The sequence below is a fragment of the Bartonella sp. AD24XZML genome, from assembly GCF_042196485.1.
Taxonomy (GTDB): Bacteria; Pseudomonadota; Alphaproteobacteria; order Rhizobiales; family Rhizobiaceae; genus Bartonella.
In genome coordinates this window covers 101,295-124,717 of record NZ_JBHIQH010000063.1, presented here as the reverse complement: position 1 = coordinate 124,717, position 23,423 = coordinate 101,295, and the positions used below count along the sequence as shown (strand labels likewise).

Sequence of the window (23,423 nt, the reverse complement as noted above, 5' to 3'; positions counted from 1 at the left end):
TTTTTTGAAGAAAGATTTTTTTACTTCGTCGTTTGATTTTCAAGTTAATAAAAATCAACCACTTGCAGAAAGAATGCGCCCTTGTTCTCTCAATGATGTTGTGGGACAAAAGCATTTGATTGGAGAGGATGGTTTGCTTTCACGTATGGCGGCAACTGGCTCAATTGGATCGATGATTTTTTGGGGACCTCCAGGGACGGGAAAAACGACCGTTGCACGTTTGTTAGCCCTTGAAACAAATTTCGCGTTTGAACAGGTTTCTGCTATTTTTACAGGAGTTTCTGAACTTAAAAAGATTTTTGAAGTTGCGCAGAGGCGTTTTATATCTGGGGATAAAACACTTCTCTTTGTGGATGAAATTCATCGGTTTAATCGTGCACAGCAGGATAGTTTTCTTTCTGTGATGGAAGAGGGTACTGTGGTACTTATAGGTGCAACAACCGAAAATCCTTCTTTTGAACTGAATGCTGCCCTTCTTTCGCGTGCACGTGTTTTAATATTTCTTTCTCATGATCATGAAAGTTTGGACATGCTTTTGAGGCGTGCTGAAGAAGTGGAGGGAAAAACTCTTCCCTTGGATAATGATGCCAGAGACGTTTTGATAGAGATGTCTGATGGTGATGCGAGGGTTGCGTTAACATTGGCAGAGGAAGTTTGGTCTATTGCACCATTGGGAGAGATTCTTGATGTTGTTGCTTTGCAAAAAGTTATTCAGCGTCGTGCGCCTATTTATGATAAAGGACGAGATGGGCATTATAATCTCATTTCAGCGTTGCATAAATCCGTTCGTGGATCTGATCCTGATGCTGCGCTTTATTATTTGGCACGTATGTTGGATGCTGGTGAAGATCCTCTCTATATTGGGCGAAGATTGGTTCGTATGGCCGTTGAAGATGTTGGTTTAGCGGATCCTCAAGCTCTTGTCATTTGTAATGCAGCAAAAGATGCCTTTGATTATTTAGGATCACCAGAAGGAGAATTGGCTTTGGCGCAAGCATGTCTTTATGTTGCAACTGCGCCAAAGTCAAATGCAGCATATCTTGCGTATAAAGCAGCACTGCGTTGTGCACGCAAAAATGGCTCTTTACCACCTCCTAAGCATATTCTTAATGCTCCTACGAAATTTATGAAGGAAGAAGGGTATGGAAGTGGTTATTGTTATGACCATGATGAACCAGATGCTTTTTCAGGACAAGAATATTTTCCCGAAAAACTTGGGCGTCAGAGTTATTATAAACCAGTTGAGCGTGGTTTTGAGCGTGAAATTGTGAAACGTCTTGAGTGGTGGCAACAGTTGCGCAAAAAACGTAAAGATCAAAATAAAATTTGAGTTGAAATACGTTTTTTATTGATCTCTTATGTTATTGTATGAGAAATTTAGCTTATATTTTAAACATTTATTGCATTGCTTGTAGAGATTTTTTTTTGATATCTCCAAAATTGCATATTTTTTCAAATTTAAATATGTCATTCAACTTTTAAGCTGCTTTATTTTTTTGGTTTTTATTAAATAATATATTGACTTATAATGATAATTGACTGTTTCGTAAGTTGAATGAAAGTTTCAAATACCGTAAATTTCTCTCATCCCAAGTTTGTTATTTGTTGAAGCAATCAAGTTATTCGCTTGCATGTTACAAGCAGGATTAGCGTGTGATAAAAACTGTACAAGAAAGGACTAAAAATCCCTCTTATGAATCGTCTCAAGTGCCGAGAGCTGTCGCAACATTGGGGGATGATAAATAGTGTGATGGTGCCAGTTTGATCCTTCTATAGAGTAAAGATGGTGTCGTCAAAGGGTCTTACAGTATACCACATTCATAGGTGTTGTCACGAAGTGAGCTTGGAAGTTTTGAGAGATGTTTCTTAAATCAAGTGCATGAATATGCAACACAATAGCGTTTTGTTCTTCGATGCAATAGGGTATGAGGTTGATTGATGATGCGTTTTTTGTGTGATCAATAGCAGGAGAATTCTTAGTTTCTCAAGTATTTAATCAAAGGGATAAGCAGAAGGGTTGTAGAACATTGTGTTTAAAATTAAATTGTTCCTTTTCTAGAGAGATATAAATATGTTAACTATGCTCCCATAGAGATATTACTTTATTGGAGTTTATTATGTGGCATAAGATAAGCAATGCCAATTCTTTATTGTGATGGTCATGAATGTTTATGGACATAATGTGGAGATAGGAATGGAAATAGTCTGTGAAAATCTAAACTCAAGCCTTTAGTTAAATTAAAAGTACAGTGTACACTAAAGTTTTAGGTTATTATGGATTCGGTCAAGGATATAATCGTGGATAAAACAAAAGCTCTCGATGCTGCTCTCTCACAAATTGAACGTTCTTTTGGTAAAGGCTCGATTATGCGTCTTGGGCAAAAAGAGCAGGTTGTTGAGATTGAAACAATTCCAACAGGGTCGTTATCCTTGGATATTGCTTTAGGGATTGGTGGATTACCGAAGGGGCGTATTGTTGAGATTTATGGACCAGAAAGTTCTGGGAAAACAACATTGGCTCTCCATGCTATTGCTGAGGCACAGAAAGGTGGTGGGATTTGTGCTTTTATTGATGCAGAGCATGCGCTTGATCCTATTTATGCGCGTAAGCTTGGTGTTGATTTAGAAAACTTGTTCATTTCTCAGCCAGATACCGGTGAACAGGCATTGGAAATTACAGAAACGTTGGTTCGTTCTGGTGCCGTTGATGTGCTTGTTGTGGATTCTGTCGCAGCTTTAACACCGCGAGCAGAAATTGACGGTGAAATGGGTGATGCTTTGCCCGGATTGCAAGCTCGGTTAATGAGTAAAGCGTTACGAAAATTAACCGCAGCAATTTTTCGCTCTAACTGTATGGTTGTTTTTATTAATCAAATTCGCATGAAAATTGGTGTGATGTTTGGTTCTCCTGAAACGACAACGGGTGGAAACGCTTTAAAGTTTTATGCTTCTGTTCGTTTAGATATTCGTCGCATTGGATCCATTAAAGATAGGGATTCAATCGTTGGTAATCAGACGCGCGTTAAAGTGGTGAAAAATAAATTGGCACCTCCATTCAAACAGGTTGAGTTTGATATTATTTATGGTGAAGGTATTTCCAAAGTAGGTGAATTGATTGATTTGGGTGTCAAGGTTGGTGTTGTGGAAAAATCTGGTGCATGGTTTTCTTATAATTCTCAGCGTTTAGGGCAGGGGCGTGAGAATGCAAAGCAGTTTTTACGTGAACATGTGGAAATAGCTACAGAGATTGAAGCAGCTTTGCGCCAAAATGCTGGTTTGATTGCGATTGAATTGTTAGAAAATGCAGGGTCAGAAAATATAGAAAGTGATGAAGCCATTTGATGGGGCGTTTTTTTCGTCTATAATCTTTTTCCTTTAAGATTTTTCTGTTTTTTTGTTTGAGTTTTTAAATACGCAGTCATTTTTTTCTCAATTTTTTAAAACAAATATTCCATTTTTGATTAAATTGACTCTATGCGTGTCGAAGAGGATTTAATGAGGGGGATTTTTCTTTTATGGTTTTGTGCTGTATTGAGCAGGTGTCAACATGAATAGTGTTAATAATATTCGGTCAATATTTTTGGATTATTTTCATCGTAATGGGCATAAAGTTCTTTCTTCTAGTCCGCTTGTTCCGCGGAATGATCCTACACTTATGTTTACAAATGCAGGGATGGTGCAGTTTAAAAATGTTTTTACTGGACTTGAACAACCTTCTTATACGCAGGCAACAACGGCACAAAAATGTGTTCGTGCGGGTGGAAAGCATAATGATCTTGATAATGTTGGTTATACGGCGCGCCATCATACATTTTTTGAAATGCTGGGTAATTTTTCTTTCGGTGATTATTTCAAGGAAGAAGCTATTTTTTTATCATGGAATCTTTTAACAAAGGAATTTTGCTTGCCAAAAGATAAATTGTTGGTGACAGTTTATCAGAGTGATGATGTTGCTGCTGAACTTTGGCGTAAAATTTCTGGTCTTCCAGATGAAAAAATTGTTCGTATTGCGACGGCTGATAATTTTTGGTCGATGGGAGAAACAGGCCCTTGTGGGCCTTGTTCGGAGATTTTTTATGATCATGGTGATGAAATCTGGGGCGGTCCTCCTGGAAGTGCTAATGAAGATGGGGATCGCTTTATTGAGATTTGGAATCTTGTTTTTATGCAGTATGAGCAAGTTTCCAAGGAAGAACGTGTTAACTTACCTCATCCTTCTATTGATACCGGTATGGGGTTAGAGCGTATTGCAGCTGTTTTACAGAGCGTTCATGATAATTATGACATTGATCTTTTTCGTGCATTAATTGACGCGTCAGAAGAAATTACAGGGATTGAGGCAAAGGGTGATTTTATTGCCAGCCATCGTGTCATTGCTGATCATCTTCGCTCATCTGCATTTTTGATTGCTGATGGTGTGCTTCCTTCTAATGAAGGAAGAGGATATGTTTTACGTCGTATTATGCGTCGTGCTATGCGTCATGCGCATCTTCTTGGTGCTAAAGAGCCCTTAATGTGGCAACTTTTGCCTGCTTTAATTCGCGAAATGGGACAAGCTTATCCTGAGTTGGTGCGTGCTGAATCTTTGGTTTCAGAAACTTTAAGGTTAGAAGAAATACGTTTTCGTAAAACGCTTGAACGAGGACTTGGTTTGTTGAACGAAGCAAGTACCGATCTTAAAGAAGGGGACTATTTGAATGGTGAAGTTGCTTTCAAGCTCTATGATACCTATGGTTTTCCGCTTGATTTGACGCAAGATGTTCTTCGTCGTCGAGGAATCTCTGTTGATGTTGGTGCTTTTGATAAAGCGATGGAACGCCAAAAAGAGGAAGCACGTGCCAATTGGTCTGGTTCTGGAGAAGCTGTAACAGAGAAAATCTGGTTTTCTGTTCGTGATCAAGTGGGGGCCACAGAATTTTTAGGTTATGAAACTGAGACAGCGAAAGGTATTCTTACAGCTCTTGTGTGTGATGGTAAAATTGTTGATCATATTTTTTCAGGTCAGAAAGCTATGCTTGTTGTTAATCAGACACCTTTTTATGGTGAATCTGGTGGGCAAATTGGTGATAGCGGTATCATTTCTGGTGAAAATTTTATTTTTAAGGTGCATGATACCCAAAGAAAGGGCGATGGTGTTTTTATCCATATTGGGGAGGTGAAATCTGGTCAGGCATCGAGGTCTGATTGTGTAGAATTAATGATTGATATTGTTCGTCGTAAGAAAATTCGTGCGAATCACTCTGCTACTCATTTGTTACACGAAGCTTTACGCCAAACATTGGGGGACCATGTTACACAAAAGGGTTCTCTTGTATCGCCAGATCGGTTGCGTTTTGATTTTTCCCATCCAAAATCCGTTTCATCAAAAGAATTGAAAAAAATAGCAGATTTAACCAATGAGATTATTTTGCAAAATAGTAGAGTGATAACGCGCCTCATGGCTGTAGATGATGCCATTTCTGAAGGAGCCATGGCATTGTTTGGTGAAAAATATGGTGATGAAGTTCGTGTTGTTTCTATGGGGGAGCCACTTGAACAGGGAAGATTAAAAAAGCGTTGGTCAATTGAGCTTTGTGGAGGGACACATGTGGAGCGAACAGGTGATATCGGTTTGATTCATATTGTTTCTGAAAGTTCTGTTTCAGCTGGAGTGCGGCGTATTGAAGCTTTAACAGGCAAAGAAGCACGTCTTTATCTTAGCCGCCAAGATGAACGTATTCATGAAATTGCTGATCTTTTAAAAACTTCTTCTGTTGGCGTGGAAGAACGGGTGCGAATTTTGCTTGATGATCGTCGTAAACTTGAAAAAGAATTGAATGATGTACGCAAGAAAATGATGTTGAGTGGTGGAATAACAGAAAGGAGCCAAGGTGATATTATCATCATCAATGGGTTTTCTTTTACCGGACGCGTTGTTAAAAATATTTTACCACGGGATCTTAAGGCGCTCGTCGATTCTGAGAAAAAACAAATTGGATCTGGAGTGGTTGCTTTTATTAGTGTCTCGGAGGATGGAAAAGGGAGTGCTGTTGTCGGTGTTACGGATGATTTAACGGATAAATTAAATGCTGTAGATCTCGTTCGTATTCTTTCTGCGATGCTGGGTGGTAAAGGTGGAGGTGGCCGTCCTGATATGGCGCAGGCTGGTGGTCCTGAGGGGAACAAAGCTGATGAGGCATTTTCGGCACTAAAAGATTTTCTTGAAAAAAATTAAAGAATGAAATCATTCTGCATAGGTGTTTTTTACATTGTTATATTGGGTTGGTATCTATGTATCATGAATATCTGTCTGGTGTATTTCTGAAATGCAGATACAGCGTAATTGGGGAAAATACAATTGTAAAGATAAAAACAGTGTTTGTCTTTATCACCACTTTATCATTTGGCTTTATAGCTTCCAAGCGTTTCAGGAGTCACCTTTTTAAGATAAGATAGATTATGCAGCACTTCATGCTTTGCTGTGTATTCTTTTACTAGGAAGACTAGTTATTGTGTTGCTCTTATAGATTTTTTGAAGAAACATCTCTTTTTATGAAAGGAAAAATACAAGATTTATTGCATACGATTATCTTTATAAAGTTATAAGCTATCATTATTCGATTAGTTTTTAAATGAATAAAATTTCTTTCCTTGAAAAGGCTTATAAAAGCGTTGTTATATCTTAGAGCTATTATTTTCATTTTGCTTGTTATGTACAAGAAAACAGTTTTTTGGTTTATTATTAAAAGGTCTTGAAAGGAATATTCTCCTATCTTTATAAATCTTTATTTCAAGTTATAAAGTAATGAATTATCAATATAAATCAAAGGAATATAACATAAGTCTAAATATTTAGATTAACATCTAATTTATTTATAATAAAATTGCTTTAATACATTGAATTATAATGATAATTTATCGTTTTATCTTTTGAACAAGAGCTACGAATATTCGTAGGATTTTATTATTTCAAATTCTGTGTATGTTAAATTAATCAAAACCACTCACGAATGTCGTTGTGAAATGGGCTTAAAAGCATTGAGAAATGTTTCTTAAAAAAAGTCATATGAATGTGCAAAACAATGATGTTCTGTTCTTTATGAGAGGACTATAAAGAAAGTGATAAACAAAGTGCAACGCAATACATAATATTCATTATTTAAAAGATATTTCTTTAGTTCGTTTTGAAATTCGTAAAGCTGAGTAAAAAGAAGACGGTAAAACTGGAAATTGTTTTTATCTTTACATTTTCCCTAAATGAGAATGTATACTCGTCAATATTCACAGATATAGGGAAATATTTTTGTCCCAATCTAGTAAAATTGCAATAGCAGAGAAAATACTAGACTGTTTTAATATTTTTCTTAAATACCTAAAATGGATTGTGGTATTTTTAGAAATCTTTTTACTTGTATCATATATAAGCACTCTTGTTATTCTGAGGAGGATTTTTTTGCTTGAAAAGAGTATCAATTTTATGATGCTATGGCTTCATGTAAGGGGATAACATTTTCTCCTTCTCTTTTTGGTGGTTTGATTGTTAAACCACTTGCCTTTAAAAATTTAGAGAAACGTCCCCCTCTATCGATTAATTCTTGAAAGTTTCCTTTTTCCATTAAGTGACCATGATCCAGAAAGAGTATCACATCAGCATTGCGTACTGTTGAGAGGCGATGTGCTATAATAAAAGTAGTACGGTTATGGCTTATACAATCGAGAGCATCTTTGACTCGTGCTTCTGTTTCAACATCAAGAGCGCTTGTTGCTTCATCTAGAATGAGAATAGGGGCATTTTTTAAAACAGCGCGTGCAATTGCTAGTCGTTGTTTTTCTCCACCAGATAATTGAGATCCTCGTTCGCCCACTATTGTGTTATAACAATCAGCTTTTTTTAGAATAAAATCGTGAGCTTCTGCTATTTTTGCTGCTTCATAAAGTTCTTCATTCGTTGCGCTCGCTTTTCCTATTGAAATATTGTCATGAATAGTACGGTTGAAAAGACCCGAGTCTTGAAATACTGTTGCTAGAGATTTGCGTAAAGATTCGCGATTGATTGAGCATATATTTATTCCATCAATGGAGATATGCCCAAGGGTAGGGTCGTATACGCGCTGCAACAGATTGATCAATGTTGTTTTTCCAGCCCCTGTTGGTCCTACAATCGCAACAGTTTGTCCTGCTTTAACTTCAAAGGAAATATCAAAAACACCTTGAGAAGAATTTTCGAATTGATAGGTCACGTGATGAAATTGTATGGCGCCTTTAACATTTTGGAGGGAAGGAAGATTTTGCGGTTCGTTGATATGAAAGGTTGAGTCTTCCATTTCAAAAAATTCTTGCAGTTTTGCTTGTGAGGATATTGCACAATTAATAAAACTGCTCATTTGGTCTAGGCGGCTAATCATGAGTTGTGCAAATCCAACAAAAGCAACGACTTCACCTACTCGTAATTGATCTTTTGCAACAAAAAAAGCTCCAAGGAGAAGAACACAAACGATTGAAATTGTTGAAGCCATTCGATTTAAGCCACTGGCGAGCGCCCACCAATTGAGAACAGGATTTTGTGCTTTAAGAAGAGCATTTGTATGTTGATGCAGTATAGAAGTTTCTTCTTTTATTCGGTTATAACTTTGTACAATGAAAACATTAGAGATTGAATCACTGACATGTTTAAAAAGGTTATGATGATAGCATTCTACAGCGGCTTGTCCGTCTTTTGTTTTTCGCATCACTAAACGTGCAATTAATACGTAGGTGATGGCAAGCACAACCAAGACTATTGAAAGACGCCAATTCATATTAAACGCTATGGGGATGAGAACCAATAAGGCGACAAGCGTTGAGAGATGTTGGCGCATAAAATCAAGCCATATGGTTGACATGGAATCTATTGCGCGCAAAAGTGTATGGAGTGCGTTGGAAGTTCCACGTTGTTGATGCCAAATTAAAGGCATGGCAATGATACGTTCGAAAGATTCCGTTAAAACCGTTAAGCGGCGTCTATGGGCTAAGCGGTCAGCACCGCGAGCAACAAGGACATAAGCAATAATATGTGAAAGTCCAAAACAAACCCAAATGGCAAGAGTAGGGATGATAGCTGATTTGTCTGTAATAGAATCAATAACTTGTCCAAATAAAATAGGTTCTGCAATAGTGATAATAGCTAATATAACATTAGCGGTACAGATTAAAAGGGATGCATTTTTTTCTCTATTTAGGTAAGTGAGAACACGTGCATAGGTTTTGAATAAGGACACTGTTAATTATCTCCATTCGCTATTAAGCGTAAAGGCTGTTGATTTTTACAACGCTTAGTTTTTAGCTAATAAAATTTGGACGTTAAGAAAAGAAAATTTTGGATACTAACTGTAATATGGTGTGATAAAACCAACTAGAATATGAATTTTTGTGTTTATAAAGGCGCAAAAATAGATCAATAAAATTATCAGGTAAGGGAATTTTCATGGCAGGCATAGAAATAAAAAAAGTTGAGGCAGATGAAAATGGAATGCGCTTAGATCGCTGGTTTAAAGTGCATTATCCAGGACTTGGTTTTGGAGCTTTGCAAAAATTGTTGCGTTCTGGTCAGATACGGGTTGATAGTGGACGTGTTAAAGCCGATACGCGTCTTTGTATAGGGCAAGCTGTTCGTATTCCACCTCTTCCTATTAATGACAAGGAAAATCTTTCAATAACGGGTAAAACACTTCGTGGGCAGGATGATGGGACCGTTTTAAAAAAAATGCTGCTTTATGAAGATCCAAAAGTATTTGTTTTTAACAAACCTGCTGGATTGGCTGTCCAAGGAGGCTCTGGTTTAACACGTCATATGGATAGTATGCTTGAGGTATGGCGCAATAAAAAAGGTGAAAAGCCGCGTTTGGTTCATCGTCTTGATCGTGAGACGTCAGGTGTGCTTATTGTTGCGCGATCAAGGGGAGCTGCTCAGTCCTTAACAGCTGCTTTTAGAGCGCGAGAAACAAAAAAGACTTATTGGGCGTTGGTTCGGGGCGTGCCTAAAAAAAAGCAGGACAAAATTTCAACGTGGATGGTTAAGGAAATCACTGCACAAGGTGACAAAATGCGTGTTTGTGAACATGGGGAGCCAGATTCACATCATGCGGTTTCCTACTATCGCGTTTTAGATACGCGAGGGCAGGCTCTTTCGTGGCTTGAAATGGAACCCTATACAGGGAGAACACATCAGCTTCGTGTGCATGCAGCCCATATGGATCATCCTATCATTGGCGATACAAAGTATTTTTTTTCTGATAGTAATTGGACATTGCCAGGAGGAATTCAAAATCGTCTTCATCTTCATGCACGTCGTATTCGTATTCCGCATCCTTCAGGAGGAATATTGGACATTGTTGCACCTTTACCACCTCATATGGTCCAAAGTTTTAATCTTTTATCTTTTAATGAGAGTGATGCTGAAACCAACTAAACAAACTTCATTTGTTCTTTTTGATTGATACAAATTTTGTCTATAAATTTGATAAGATGAATAGGGCATCATTTGAAGAAAGTTTTTGATAAGTCAATCGCTATGAGAAAATTGTGTTTTTGAGTGATGAAATTTTCGAATATCATGGCTTTCTTTCTACAGATCTTTATCCATAATTGATTGTATTGTTATTTTTGGATATGGTGTATCGTTTAATAATCTGAGTTTATGAAGCTGCTCCTTTGAATTATCTACAGAGGTCATATATTGGGGAGGCGTGTCTGTTGAGGGAGATGAGTTAGATAAAATCTGAAAGATATTTACTAAAATAGTGAAGGCGATTTTAGTTTTTTCATGGGAGATAAAGGAGGCATTTTATAGTAATGCTGAGGAAAAGTAACCTCTCAAAAAATTCCTGTTGTCAAGGAAGTTTGTTTTATTATCAATGTGGTTTGATATGCTTATAGTATAGATTTATGCTTTGTATCTTTGCTTACACAATGAAGCTTTCTTAGCAAAGCTCTCCTTTCAATGACCAATTATTTTTCTACTTACTTAGTTTATCCAAAAGACTATCTTTCATAAAAGAAGAAATAAGTTTTTAGTATCTTAATGCTGCATTGAAGTGAACTCATCACATTGAAAAAATATCTAGACAAAAAATTGGAGATAAAACGTCAGGTGCGTTTTATTGCTCTAGGGAGGGCTTGAACACTTTTGTTTTTTCTAGTGAACAAAAACAGATATTTATTATGGGAACATTTAAAGGGGGATAAATTGAAATGAGGAGTGACTGATGGGATCATTATTGATTGACGTTAATAACGTCTCAAAAATATATCGCAACATTGACAGAGAAATTGGTTTTAAAAACAAGGTGTTTTCTCTCTTCAAGCCGGATTATACAAATCATTATGTGTTAAAAGATATGAGTTTCACCCTCTTTTCAGGGCAATCGTTAGCAATTCTTGGCCCTAACGGAGCGGGTAAATCGACACTGATTAAAATACTTTCTGGTATACAATACGCTGATGAGGGATGTGTTAAAGTCCTTGGTGTTGATCCTTATAAAGCGAAGAAAAATCTGTTCAAGTCTTTGGGGGTGGTCTTTGGTCATAAGAATTGTTTATGGTGGGATTTGCCCTTACGCTACAGTCTGGATATGGTTCAACCATTATATGGTCTTGAACGCGCCTCTTTTACCCGTGATCTTAAAGAGATCGCTGAGTTACTGGGTCTTGAGCATATTATGGATAAGCCAGTGCGGATACTTAGTCTGGGTGAGAGAGTGAAAAGTGAATTGGCATTTAATCTCTCCTTTAGACCTAAACTGTTGTTTCTCGATGAGCCAAGTATTGGTCTTGATCTTACATCTAAGCATGAAATCAGGGAGCTTCTTAAAAAACTGAAAAGGGAGCGTGGCACTGGGTATATCATCACAAGTCATGATATGGGAGATATTGATGGATACGTCGATGATATTATTCTCTTGCATAAAGGAAAGAAACAGTTTCATGGTAATCTTCATGCGCTTAAAAATGTCATTCCTTCTTTGGTGAGAATGACACTTTTTTGTGAACACTTGGCGGCACCTTCAGCTGTTGTAGAAAAAATTGATGAGATTGCGTTGAAATTATCTACTCCTTTAAAAGATAAGTACTTTAACGCTGAAGAATGCTCGCTGGAGGTTTCGTTGCCCCGTGAGGATTTTGCGCGTTTTGTACGCGAAATTACAACCAAATTGAACTGTACGTTCTCTGTATCCACTCCCTCGCTTGAAGAGATGCTCCGTGTTAAATTTAAAGAATTTATCTAACCACTGCTTTGGTATGTTTCTTTTTGCCAAGAATGGATTACTGACTGTTCTAAGTGATAGAGCAATGTTTTTACCGATATTATCATTGGGACACTTTCGCCATTTGTTATTCAACTTCTATTATGGAATGCACTTTTCTCTGATACGGGCAACACCATAAATGGCTTTAGCTTTTATGATATGATGTATTATTATGCTTTTGCTTTAGTCCTAGGTCGCTTAAATAATGGTTATAATGTGATTAAGTTTTTCTCTCATCATGTTAAAGAAGGTCAATTAGAAGTATATCTTACAAAGCCCTTTAGTTATATGACACAAATGCTTTTTACTTTTTTAGGGGAGAGTGTATTATATAGCATTCCCTTATTGGCTCTTTTTGTTGTTAAGCTTGTTTTATCTTATGAAAATATTCTGGGATTGGTCATCGCTTTTCTGTTCTTTTTTTGGTTGTTATTCTATCACAATTGCTTTGTTTTTTAATCTCTTTTGGAATTGCCTTATTAAGCTTTTGGGTGATTGAGTACAATATATTACTTTCTTTCAGTATTCTCAGTTCAGCGCTTCTTGGAGGTGTTCTTTTACCACCATCTTTTTGGCCGGTGTGGCTTATTCCGCTTATGCAATTTAATCCTTATCGTTTCATGATATCAGCTCCTGCCGAGTTTTTCGCGACGCAAAATTTAGCGTTGTTTCAGCAGTTTATTTTCGGAAGTTTTACTTATATTTTGTGTTTTTTATTCTTAATTTATATTGCTTGGAATAAAGGGATGAAAGCATATAATGGAGCAGGTGGTTGAGATGAAAATCATCCTTCATTTTATCAGTCTGAATATCCGCCGACAGATTGTTTATGGTAAGAATTTGGCTGGGGAGTTTATGCTTTCTCTATGCTATTATTTTATTCAATTCATATTTATTGATAGAATATCTTCTTTTTCAGGAAAGATCGGTAACTATAGCAGAGATGAAATCCATTTTATCTTTGTTGTCTTTGTTTTACTTGGAATATTTTTGAATATTTTTACTAATTCTATTGAAACGTTTTTTGAAAAAGTAGCGGATGGTAAAATTGAACCATACTTGATAAAGCCCGTTTCAATCTGGTTGTTGATGTTGTTTGGTTGGTGTAAACCTCTTAATTTGATCAAGCTCTTTGTCCTTTATGTTAGTGCCTATTTATTTGTATCATTACCGAATATTTCTGATCTTAAGCTAAGATGGATCTCTTTTATTGTTGCAATATTTTGTGTTTTTATCGTCAATATTTGTTTTTTCATGATGTTCAATTTTATAACATTTATTATTAGCCGTAAGATGCCTGTCGAATATTTTCATGAAATGATTTACGAGCTTTCATTTGTGCCAATAGGAATTTATCCTTTAAGCATCGTAAAATGGCTTTTGTTTATGCTTCCCATGGCTTTTTCTGCTTCCTTGCCTGTGTCATTGTTGCTTGGTAAAGACGAATGGAATATTGGATATCTTCTGTTGAGCGCTTTTCTTTCCATGGTCATGACTTTCATAAGTTATAAGAAAACAATGCGTAAATTTAATGGATTAGGGGGATAATATAAAAGTCATCATGATTATAAAAATAAAAAATTGAGTGAAAATTCTATCGTACTGTAAAATATCGTTATTTATGCTGGCGGTATAAGTCATGTAAAATTTACACATGAGGATTTTTTATTAGACATATTCATGCATAAAATCGGTTGTATTTCTATAGCTATGAGCAAAGAATTTACAATAAAAATCAGATAGTTAAATTTCTTGGTTTTAGATTAGTTTGAGTTTAGATGGCTGCTTGATGACACAAGCCAATGGTAAGATGGTGTACAATATTAGTAGTGCTTTCTCCTCCGAGCAAAATTTATTTTTGTTGCGTTTATAGTACTAAAAAATTGTCAAAGATGGGTAATTTTTATATGTGCAGAATGTGGTTATTCGTGCGGATTTTGTTGGTGCATTCAATATATTATTACATGGATGAGTTTTTGCTTAAACAATAAGAAAATTGACAGAATAAAGCTTTTAAGTTGCCCGATAGAAAGCTAAGAACTTCGCCAAACAACATGATAGCAATTATCAAGACAACAATCACATAGAGATTTTTCAGTATGCTGAGCAGTCAAAATTCAGTTAATAATTGCTTGGAAATAAAAGGATCCACTAAGCCAAGCAGGAAAAAACGATGGCAACGCAACTGAGTTCAATAACATAATTAAATATATTTCTTTGTTGTTCTTGTAAACAAAGAGAATTATAATTGATTTTCTTGTGAATTCCTTATTCTATTTAATAGAAAGATAATTATTATGTAATATTTTATTGTTATTATAAATATTATTATTTAATTTAAAATATACAATTTAAACACATACAATATAAACATAATATATTTATATTATTTTAAATAGGTTATTTTAAAAAGTAATTAAATAAAATATTATTTTGTAAAAAATTATTTTCTATTATTTAAATATTAATAAGCTCATTTTTCAATTTTTCTTAACAATGATAAGAGTAAAATGAAGTTTTACATACTCTTTTACAATAAATAAAAATGATACTTTAATCTGGTGTTGCTATTTAAGCTTAGAGCTATACAGATGTTATTGCTTATCATTAATAAAACTAATGTGATTGATGGCGTAGAGATTACAAAGGGCTAAATTTTTTTGCATGTAATTCATATCTTTTACAAGACTTTAAAAATAACACAGAAAAAATGAGTGATGAAGGAATAGTGAACAAGAGTGATAAGCTTTTTCACTTTCTAGTGTTATGATTACTTTTGTATTTTACGGTTCATTCATTGTATGTATGATCAATTCCAAAATTTTTATTTTAAGCTTATAGTGAATCTATATTTTAGTCTGTTATTGAAGTGTTGTCGTGATTGAAATTACAATATCATAGTAGTGAACACTCTGATTTAATAGAGAAGATTGTTTGCTAGCAAATAATCTATCCATATCAACGTTATTTAAATTTTTATTTCTCTATTTTATCTTAAAGTCGTGAATTATATTAATGTTAGAAAGTTATAATTGTGGAAGACAATGAACTTTATTAAAATTATTCCACGTTCTTGTAGAAACGCATGGCTGTGAAATCGTTGAAATGTGTAATAGCTTATGGCATTAGATTTAGCGCATTCACCAAAGTTATCCCTTATATTACCTAATTTAGCTTTTTCAATCAAAGAATTAAGCTGGTGCTTACGCTAATTGTAGCTGGGGCAAATATTTTTTCTCAATATATACTAAGGAAAAATTATTTTATAAAAATATTTATTTTACTATATTATACAAAAAAATAAAAATATTATGTGTAACTAAAAAACAACATATTGATATTTTTTATATTATAAAATCATAATAATATTTATGATAATAAAGATAAATTTATAATAAAAACAATAAAATAATTGACAATTATTAAATAAACATGTAACGGATATATTATAAGTGTAATATAATACAAAAAACAACAATTAAAATAAAGTTATTAATTAAATTTTGTATTATATTTTTATTATAAGAAGATAAATATACTTTATCGATAGATGATGGAATGTTTTCTATTTAGAGGGGGCGGTAAAGAAAATTTATTTTATTAAATATTGTAATTAGGTGGTTATGATGAAAATATTCAAGCATTGTATAGTATGTTTTGTTGCAGTAGCGATTTTCTTTTCACAGATTTTAAGAGCCAATGCTGATTCTTTAAATGGTAGATTTCAAAATGCTGGTTTTATTTCTGTAATGACACAGGAAAATAGAGTTATTAAAGCTGTTGATATGGTTATTAGCCAGTTTGAAGGACAGGGGGGTGAGAAAAATGTCCAAAAAGTCGCGGGTTTAATGGGGATGGAGGCAGCGATTTTTGGTTTCATCGCATATCTTGTATATTTCTTTACTAGAAAGCCACCGGATCCTAGAAGAAGCGCAGGTGAAAGAGCATTCGATGCTTTTGTTTATAGTGCATGGGCTTTGTAGTAAAAGATATTTCCTTGATAAATTTTGAATTGTTCTGTTATTAAATGTTGTATATTAAATAAACCGTGAGGTTTAATCACGGTTTATTTATTTTTACTTTTAATAATATTGGTAAATTTATCCTTTAATATCATTAAGATATTGTTGGGGAGATGGCAGCATAGGGGGTTTTAAATTTAAATAATCAGCTGCTTTTTAAAGTTAATTAATTTTTTTCTCTTCAAAATACGCATTTGAGCTGAGTTTGTGGTGGATATTTTTTTATGATTAAAACGCGTATGCATTAATTGAGATATCCATAAACTTTGCATATCCACTCAAAAAATATAGGGTAATACAATACTTATGGTTATTATGGATTTCATTCTTATCAACTGAAAAAGTATAGTGATGAGATTACAAATGTTTGCAAAAAAATACTTTTATTGGAATCTTTTAGTCTCTTTGTAGTTTACAATTTTTTTTATCATTTTATCTTAAACAAGGAGAATGTGGATTCATTTCTATTTCTTAATTTTGTCTAAGAAGGGTGGAGTTATACGAATGTCAAAAAAAGTCATGATCGTGGAAGATAATGAGCTTAATATGAAGCTATTCCGTGATCTTGTAGAAGCGAGTGGCTATGAAACCGTTGAAACGCGTAATGGTCTTATGGCATTAGATTTGGCACGTTCATCAATGCCATCTCTTATCCTTGTGGATATTCAGTTGCCAGAGGTATCAGGCATAGATGTTATTAAACAATTAAAAGAAGATGAAGAACTTCGATCAATCCCCGTTGTTGCTGTAACAGCCTTTGCTATGAAGGGAGATGAAGAACGAATTCGTGCAAGTGGATGTGAAGAATATATGTCAAAACCTATTTCTGTCCCTCATTTTATTACAATGGTAAAGCATTTCTTGGACTAAAGCTTGTTAAGTGATGATAGAAAAATATTGAAAAGCTTATAAGATTGCTAAAGTTGTCGCGTAAATATTTTTGTGCTTTAGCACGTCGATATATTACAAGTTAGTAAAACAGATTTTAAAAATTGAAACTGAAGTTTTGAATTTTTTCGGTCTATTTTTCTTGCCTTTTATCTTAAGAGAAGAGGTTGTTCTGCATTCTTGTTTTTTTTAATCGGTATAGATTTGTTCCTACATTCATCTAAAAGTCTGTTTTAGCAGTTTAAAAAAGCCCCGTTTCCATCTGAGGCTTTATGCACTGAACAAAAATTGAAATTAACGCTTTGAAAATTGGAAAGAACGACGCGCTTTCGCTTTACCGTACTTTTTACGTTCAACAACACGGCTATCACGGGTAAGAAACCCACCTTTTTTCAAGATTGAGCGAAGCTCTGGTTCGTAATAGGTTAGAGCTTTGGAAATGCCATGGCGTACTGCACCGGCTTGTCCGGAAAGACCACCGCCTGCAACGGTTGCAATAATATCAAACTGGGTATCCCTATTTGTTGCAACAATTGGTTGACGAAGAATCATTCTAAGAACAGGACGAGCAAAATATTTGTCAAATTCCTTATTGTTGATCGTGATTTTTCCAGAACCTGGTTTAATCCATACACGTGCAACAGCGTCTTTACGCTTTCCTGTTGCGTAAGCACGTCCTTGTGAATCAAGCTTTTGCACGTGAACAGGAACAACATTTTCATGTGTTTCTGTAATACTTGTTACTATGCTAAGCTCAGAAAGAGAATTAATTTCAGCCATAATCAAACAATCCTTTTGTTTTTGCGGTTTAAAGCACCAACGTCAAGAGATTCAGGCTGTTGTGCTTCATGTGGATGTTGGCTTCCAGCGTAAACACGTAGATTCTTCAATTGACGGCGACCAAGAGGTCCACGAGGAATCATACGCTCTACCGCTTTTTCAATAACGCGTTCGGGAAAACGCCCCTCAAGAAGTTGACGTGCTGTACGTTGTTTGATTCCACCAATATAGCCGGTATGCCAATAATATTTTTTATCCGTATATTTTTTGCCAGTGAGAGCTATTTTATCTGCATTAATGACAATAACGTTGTCACCATCATCAACATGTGGAGTAAATGTAGCTTTATGTTTGCCACGTAAGCGGTTAGCAACAAATGTGGCAAGACGACCTAAAACAAGGTTTTCTGCGTCAATAATAACCCATTTTTTCACCACTTCAGTTGGCTTTTGTGAAAAAGTTGCCATAGAAGTATCCTTTATTAGAACCCTTTTAATATAAGGGAATTTTTACTGTTTTGCGTTGAAAATTGTTACCATAGCGAAATATTTAACGCATACCACTTGTTCTGATATAATGTCTTTTGATTGACGTCAAGAGAAAATAAAAACTTTATAAAACAACATGTTATGAGAAAGGTATTGTAATACCACATTAAAGAAGTTTGTGGACCATTTAAATTTAAAATGAATGTTGCAAAAGACTATTTTATCTTTAACGCATGATTGTATTTTATCGTTCTTCATTATAAAATAAGTAATAATGCAGTGGTCTCGTTATTTTCTCAATGTTGAATCTTCTGCTTGTGGTCAAGCTTGGTTAGATGCCCTTGATGTTCAAGGGATAAATAATGCGCGCGCTATTTCTCAAAAATTTGGTTTTCCAGATCAGTTAGCTCGAGTACTTTCAGCAAGAGATGTGGATGAAGCTGAGGCAGTTGCTTTTATTAATCCAACATTGCGTACGCTTATGCCTGATCCAGAAAGTTTTAGGGATATGCAATGCGCTGCAGAGCGTATTGTTAAGGCTCTTCTCAATCAAGAACAGGTTGCTGTGTTTGGTGATTATGATGTTGATGGTGCTTGTTCATCGGCACTCATAGCGCGTTTTTTTCGTTATTTTGGTATTGAAGTCAAAATTTATATTCCTGATCGTATTGTTGAAGGCTATGGTCCGAATGAACAAGCAATGAGGATGCTTGTGCAAGAAGGCGCTCGGTTAATTATCACTGTTGATTGTGGCGCAAACAGTCCAGATGCCGTAAAAGCAGCTAGGCTTGCTGGTGCTGATGTTGTGATTTTAGATCATCATCAAATGTCAGAGATTCATCAAGAAGCTGTTGCTCTTGTCAATCCTAATCGTCCTGATGATTTTTCTAAACAGGGGCATTTATGTGCAGCTGGCGTTGTTTTTGTTACGTTAGCTTGGGTTCACCATTTGCTGCGGAAAAAACAATTCCAAGGACCGCTGCCTGATCTTTTAAGTATGCTTGATCTTGTTGCATTGGCAACCATATGTGATGTCGTTCCATTACAGGGGGTTAACCGTGCTTTTGTGATAAAAGGGCTTCAAGTTGCTCGTTCTATGCATAATCTAGGAATAACAGCTTTAACAAAGGTTGCACGAATAGGGGAGCCGCTTAATAGTTTTCATTTAGGTTTTTTATTAGGTCCTAGAATTAATGCAGGAGGGCGCATTGGTGATCAAGCTTTGGGAGCACGTTTGCTTAGCTGTGAGAATAAAGATGAAGCGGACAGAATAGCAGAACAATTAGATCGGCTTAATCAAGAACGCCAAGAAATGGAGAACATTCAATTAGCACAAGCGGAATCTTACATTTCTTCTCTTTATCAAGATCAAGAAATACCATTGTCACTTGTGATTTCTCATAAAGAATGGCATCCGGGAATTATTGGTATTCTTGCTTCCCGTCTCAAAGAGCGTTTTTTTTGCCCTGTTTTTGCTATTGCTTTGAAAGAAGATGGAAATGGCGTAGGGTCGGGACGCTCAATTAATGGTATAGATTTAGGAGCACTCGTTCGTGAAGCTGTTACATTAAATTTATTAGAAAAAGGAGGGGGACATAGTATGGCAGCAGGAATTACAATTCAATCAACAAAAATTGAAATTTTTCGAAAATGGCTAGAAGAAAAAGTTTCTTTAATGGTTTCACAGTTGCGTGCAAAAAAATCTCTTAGTATAGATGGTTCTCTTTCTGCTTCTGGTATTAATGAAGCGCTGTTTGAATTGCTTGAAAAAGCAGGGCCATTTGGGGCAGGGAATGCAACACCTGTTTTTGTTCTTCCCTCTCATCGACTGGTGAATCTATCTGAAGTTGGTAAAGGACATCTTCGCCTCATTGTATCTAATGTTGAAGGAAAAAAACTACAAGGAATAGCTTTTCGTGCTGTAGGGACATCGCTTGGTGATTTTCTTTTTGAAAATATTGGTGAAATGATTCATTTAGCTGGTCATCTTAGTTTGAATTATTGGAATGGAACGATCAATCCGCAGCTGCGCGTGATTGACGCAGCCGCAGTGGCTTGAAAGGGATATTTTTTACATTAGATGTCTAGATTAGAAGCAAAAGTAGAATTTTCTTGTATGAAACGAAATCGTGCTTCTGGTTTTGTTCCCATGAGACTTTCTACAGTCTTTTTCGTTTCTTGCATTTCCACGGCATCAATAGAAACACGAAGCAATGTACGTTTTTGAGGATGCATAGTCGTTTCTTTAAGTTGTTCTGCGCGCATTTCACCCAGCCCTTTAAAACGCCCGATTTCGATTTTAGCTTTTCCAGTAAATTCAGTTTTGAGCAATTCATCCTTATGAATGTCGTCACGAGCATAAGCAACTTTTCCTCCTTGTGATATTCTATAAAGGGGGGGGACGGCAAGATATAAATGTCCCTGATGAATAAGGTCAGGCATTTCTTGAAAGAAGAAGGTAATGAGCAGTGACGCAATATGAGCACCATCAACATCAGCATCTGTCATGATGATAATACGTTCATATCTGAGATCTTTTTCACGATACTTGGAGCGTGTTCCACATCCAAGAGCAAGGATAAGATCGCTAATTGTTTGGCTTGAGTTCATTTTTTCATGTGCAGCACTGGCGACATTTAAGATTTTACCACGAAGAGGTAAAATTGCTTGGTTTGCTCTATTTCTTGCTTGTTTAGCAGATCCTCCTGCAGAATCTCCTTCAACAATGAATAGTTCAGCACCCACAGCATGGTTCTGGCTACAATCTGCAAGTTTACCGGGCAGACGTAATTTACGGACAGCAGTTTTTCGACTTATTTCTCTATCTTGGCGTCGTTTAACACGTTCTTCAGCACGTTCAATAACCCAATCGAGAAGTTTTGTTGCTTCTTGTGGGGAATTTGCTAACCAATGATCAAAAGGATCGCGGATTGCATTCTCAACGATACGCTGTGCTTCAATGGTTGCTAATCGATCTTTTGTTTGTCCAACAAATTCAGGGTTACTGATAAAGACTGAAAGTATTGCGGCTGTTGAAATCATAATATCGTCAGACGTAATAATCGTTGCGCGCTTGTTTCCTATTAACTCAGCGTAGGATTTCAATCCACGCAAAAGAGCTTGACGTAATCCTATTTCATGTGTTCCGCCTTCTCCTGTAGGAATCGTATTGCAGTAAGATTGCACACAAGAATCACCACCATGCCAAGCGATAGCCCACTCAACGGAGCCATGGCCATTATTGTGTTGTGTTTTGCCAGAAAAAATTTCTGACGTTACTCGAGATTTATCTTTTAGTGACGAAAGTAAATAGTCTTTAAGCCCATCGGGAAAATGAAAAACAGCTTTTTCAGGAATATTTTTTGCGCCTTCAAGTATGACGGGATCACAAGACCAGCGAATTTTTACGCCACCAAAAAGATAGGCTTTGGAGCATGTCATCTTATAGATTTTTTCTGGATCAAAAGCTGCTTTTTCACCAAAAATTTCATGATCAGGATGAAAACGAACGCGCGTACCACGACGATTATAAACATCTCCCAGATCTTCCAATCCAGATTGAGGAATACCACGTGAGAAACGTTGGCGGTAAAGTTTTCGTTCTCGTGCAACTTCAACTTCCATATCATCAGAAAGAGCATTGACGACAGAAATTCCTACTCCATGAAGTCCACCTGCAGTTTGATAAGCCTTTCCATCAAATTTTCCCCCTGAGTGGAGTTGTGTCATAATAACTTCAAGAGTCGATTTCTCAGGCATTTGAGGATGATTTTCGACAGGAATACCGCGTCCATTATCTGTAACGGTTATATAACCGTTCCTATCTAATGAGACCTCAATAGAATCTGCATAACCCGCAACAGCTTCATCCATCGCGTTATCAATAATTTCGGAAAATAAATGATGAAGCGCTTTACTGTCTGTTCCACCAATATACATTCCAGGGCGTAAACGTACGGGCTCTAAACCCTCAAGAACTCGAATAGAGAGGGCATTATAGTCATCTTCTTGCGTATCTTTTGCACTTTTTCTTGAAATCATCGCGTTTGATTTCATTGAAGACTGCAGAGTGTTTTCTTTTGTATTTACCCGAGATTGGGCTTTATTAAAAACACTAAAAAGATCCTTTTTGTTATCGCTCATAGCGTTTAACTATCCACCTCATAAAATAAAATATTTATTAAAATAATTTTATGCCTGTTTTTTGTTTAAAAATCAATGCACTTAGGAAACATCGATTGTTGGGCCAAAAATTTGTTCAAAAGCGTGTTTGAGAGCAATATCAATATCATGCATTGCTACAGGGCAACCGAGATTAAGAAAGCTTGTGACACCGTGGTTTGTAATTCCACAAGGAACAATTCCTGAATAATGGGCTAAGTTAGGATTAACATTGATAGAAACTCCATGAAAACTTATCCATTTGCGCACTCGAATGCCAATGGCTGCAATTTTATCTTCGGAAGAAAGATCATTTTGTTTTGATGGGCAATGAGACTGTTTAACCCAGACACCAACGCGATCTTCTCTGCGTTCGCCTTTAATATTAAAGTTGGCAAGCATCTGTATGATCCATTCTTCTAATGCACTAATGAAAGCACGAATGTCTTGTTTCCGGCGTTTAAGATCAAGCATGATATAAGCAATACGCTGTCCTGGACCGTGATATGTAAATTCACCTCCACGTCCTGCTTCATAAACAGGGAATAAATTAGGCGCCAAAAGATCTTTTTTATTTGCACTCGTTCCCGCTGTATAAAGGGAAGGGTGTTCAAGAAGCCAAACTTGTTCATGCGCGGTTTTTGCAAGAATTTTTTCTACACGTTCTTGCATATAACGCAGAGCTTCAGGATACTCAACTAGATGATCACTTATCTTCCATTCAACGGGTGGATTTCCTAGAATTGCATTAAAATGATGTGATAAGTGATTACGATCCGTATGTTTCAATTCAAATGTCATTGGTAATATTTATCTTGATG

17 protein-coding genes are annotated in these 23,423 nt (G+C 35.9%); 11 read left to right on the top strand and 6 right to left on the bottom strand.

The genetic code is table 11. From position 1 onward, the window contains the following. Positions 1 to 4 precede the first annotated feature (4 nt). The 3 genes from ACFIMX_RS06335 to alaS all read left to right on the top strand — a co-directional run bounded on the left by ACFIMX_RS06335 (position 5) and on the right by alaS (position 6,214). Complete coding sequence (locus tag ACFIMX_RS06335; RefSeq protein WP_375639902.1) at positions 5 to 1,330, top strand: replication-associated recombination protein A; 1,326 nt, start codon at positions 5 to 7, stop codon at positions 1,328 to 1,330. A gap of 968 nt (positions 1,331 to 2,298) precedes the next feature. Next, positions 2,299 to 3,342: a recombinase RecA gene (gene recA / locus ACFIMX_RS06330; RefSeq protein WP_273791424.1), complete on the top strand. Its 1,044-nt coding sequence runs from the start codon at positions 2,299 to 2,301 to the stop codon at positions 3,340 to 3,342. Between the two features lie 205 nt (positions 3,343 to 3,547). Beyond that, positions 3,548 to 6,214: an alanine--tRNA ligase gene (gene alaS, locus ACFIMX_RS06325; protein ID WP_375639900.1), complete on the top strand. Its 2,667-nt coding sequence runs from the start codon at positions 3,548 to 3,550 to the stop codon at positions 6,212 to 6,214. A gap of 1,240 nt (positions 6,215 to 7,454) precedes the next feature. On the opposite strand, the gene ACFIMX_RS06320 is transcribed toward alaS, so the two are convergent. Then, positions 7,455 to 9,236, bottom strand: coding sequence for a glucan ABC transporter ATP-binding protein/ permease (locus tag ACFIMX_RS06320; RefSeq protein ID WP_375694194.1), 1,782 nt, complete (start codon positions 9,234 to 9,236; stop codon positions 7,455 to 7,457). Positions 9,237 to 9,442: 206 nt separating this feature from the next. On the opposite strand from ACFIMX_RS06320, the gene ACFIMX_RS06315 reads away from it, so the two are divergent. The 7 genes from ACFIMX_RS06315 to ACFIMX_RS06285 all read left to right on the top strand — a co-directional run bounded on the left by ACFIMX_RS06315 (position 9,443) and on the right by ACFIMX_RS06285 (position 17,155). Next, complete coding sequence (locus ACFIMX_RS06315) at positions 9,443 to 10,426, top strand: RluA family pseudouridine synthase (protein ID WP_375694193.1); 984 nt, start codon at positions 9,443 to 9,445, stop codon at positions 10,424 to 10,426. 796 nt (positions 10,427 to 11,222) lie between these two features. After that, positions 11,223 to 12,242: an ATP-binding cassette domain-containing protein gene (locus tag ACFIMX_RS06310; RefSeq protein WP_375636967.1), complete on the top strand. Its 1,020-nt coding sequence runs from the start codon at positions 11,223 to 11,225 to the stop codon at positions 12,240 to 12,242. Positions 12,243 to 12,320: 78 nt separating this feature from the next. Continuing rightward, positions 12,321 to 12,722, top strand: a complete 402-nt coding sequence (locus ACFIMX_RS06305) for an ABC-2 family transporter protein (RefSeq protein ID WP_375694201.1) — start codon at positions 12,321 to 12,323, stop codon at positions 12,720 to 12,722. A gap of 32 nt (positions 12,723 to 12,754) precedes the next feature. Next, positions 12,755 to 13,039 (top strand): hypothetical protein, encoded by a 285-nt coding sequence (locus tag ACFIMX_RS06300; protein WP_375639893.1) that lies wholly within the window; start codon positions 12,755 to 12,757, stop codon positions 13,037 to 13,039. Further along, positions 13,023 to 13,811, top strand: a complete 789-nt coding sequence (locus tag ACFIMX_RS06295) for an ABC-2 family transporter protein (RefSeq protein ID WP_375633785.1) — start codon at positions 13,023 to 13,025, stop codon at positions 13,809 to 13,811. Before ACFIMX_RS06300 ends, ACFIMX_RS06295 begins: the two co-directional genes overlap by 17 nt. Before the next feature lie 2,078 nt (positions 13,812 to 15,889). Further along, positions 15,890 to 16,246: a hypothetical protein gene (locus ACFIMX_RS06290; protein WP_375694200.1), complete on the top strand. Its 357-nt coding sequence runs from the start codon at positions 15,890 to 15,892 to the stop codon at positions 16,244 to 16,246. 543 nt (positions 16,247 to 16,789) lie between these two features. After that, positions 16,790 to 17,155 (top strand): response regulator, encoded by a 366-nt coding sequence (locus tag ACFIMX_RS06285; RefSeq protein ID WP_273724078.1) that lies wholly within the window; start codon positions 16,790 to 16,792, stop codon positions 17,153 to 17,155. Between the two features lie 77 nt (positions 17,156 to 17,232). Here the strand turns inward: ACFIMX_RS06285 and ACFIMX_RS06280 are convergent, their stop codons facing one another. The 3 genes from ACFIMX_RS06280 to rplM form a co-directional block, all read right to left on the bottom strand. Then, complete coding sequence (locus ACFIMX_RS06280; RefSeq protein WP_375606729.1) at positions 17,233 to 17,310, bottom strand: hypothetical protein; 78 nt, start codon at positions 17,308 to 17,310, stop codon at positions 17,233 to 17,235. A 157-nt stretch (positions 17,311 to 17,467) separates the two neighbouring features. Next, on the bottom strand, positions 17,468 to 17,953 hold the full coding sequence (rpsI, locus tag ACFIMX_RS06275; RefSeq protein WP_015856545.1) for a 30S ribosomal protein S9: 486 nt from the start codon (positions 17,951 to 17,953) through the stop codon (positions 17,468 to 17,470). Positions 17,954 to 17,955: 2 nt separating this feature from the next. Next, the gene (gene rplM, locus ACFIMX_RS06270) at positions 17,956 to 18,420 is read right to left on the bottom strand and encodes a 50S ribosomal protein L13 (RefSeq protein ID WP_375617739.1); all 465 of its coding nucleotides are present in this window, start codon (positions 18,418 to 18,420) and stop codon (positions 17,956 to 17,958) included. A 295-nt stretch (positions 18,421 to 18,715) separates the two neighbouring features. Between rplM and recJ the strand changes: the two genes are divergently transcribed. After that, complete coding sequence (gene recJ, locus ACFIMX_RS06265) at positions 18,716 to 20,500, top strand: single-stranded-DNA-specific exonuclease RecJ (RefSeq protein ID WP_375639891.1); 1,785 nt, start codon at positions 18,716 to 18,718, stop codon at positions 20,498 to 20,500. 17 nt (positions 20,501 to 20,517) lie between these two features. Here recJ and parE read toward each other — a convergent pair whose 3' ends face one another. After that, positions 20,518 to 22,584, bottom strand: a complete 2,067-nt coding sequence (gene parE / locus ACFIMX_RS06260; protein WP_375639890.1) for a DNA topoisomerase IV subunit B — start codon at positions 22,582 to 22,584, stop codon at positions 20,518 to 20,520. 81 nt (positions 22,585 to 22,665) lie between these two features. After that, positions 22,666 to 23,403, bottom strand: a complete 738-nt coding sequence (gene lipB, locus ACFIMX_RS06255; RefSeq protein ID WP_375639889.1) for a lipoyl(octanoyl) transferase LipB — start codon at positions 23,401 to 23,403, stop codon at positions 22,666 to 22,668. Positions 23,404 to 23,423 lie beyond the last annotated feature (20 nt).

Bases quoted from the DNA above. Each gene is read 5' to 3' on its own strand.
- alaS (WP_375639900.1), top strand. From the start codon at position 3,548: ATGAATAGTGTTAATAATATTCGGTCAATATTTTTGGATTATTTTCAT.
- ACFIMX_RS06315 (WP_375694193.1), top strand. From the start codon at position 9,443: ATGGCAGGCATAGAAATAAAAAAAGTTGAGGCAGATGAAAATGGAATG.
- ACFIMX_RS06310 (WP_375636967.1), top strand. From the start codon at position 11,223: ATGGGATCATTATTGATTGACGTTAATAACGTCTCAAAAATATATCGC.
- ACFIMX_RS06295 (WP_375633785.1), top strand. From the start codon at position 13,023: ATGGAGCAGGTGGTTGAGATGAAAATCATCCTTCATTTTATCAGTCTG.
- ACFIMX_RS06290 (WP_375694200.1), top strand. From the start codon at position 15,890: ATGAAAATATTCAAGCATTGTATAGTATGTTTTGTTGCAGTAGCGATT.
- ACFIMX_RS06285 (WP_273724078.1), top strand. From the start codon at position 16,790: ATGTCAAAAAAAGTCATGATCGTGGAAGATAATGAGCTTAATATGAAG.
- rpsI (WP_015856545.1), bottom strand. From the start codon at position 17,953: ATGGCTGAAATTAATTCTCTTTCTGAGCTTAGCATAGTAACAAGTATT.
- rplM (WP_375617739.1), bottom strand. From the start codon at position 18,420: ATGGCAACTTTTTCACAAAAGCCAACTGAAGTGGTGAAAAAATGGGTT.
- recJ (WP_375639891.1), top strand. From the start codon at position 18,716: ATGCAGTGGTCTCGTTATTTTCTCAATGTTGAATCTTCTGCTTGTGGT.
- parE (WP_375639890.1), bottom strand. From the start codon at position 22,584: ATGAGCGATAACAAAAAGGATCTTTTTAGTGTTTTTAATAAAGCCCAA.
- lipB (WP_375639889.1), bottom strand. From the start codon at position 23,403: ATGACATTTGAATTGAAACATACGGATCGTAATCACTTATCACATCAT.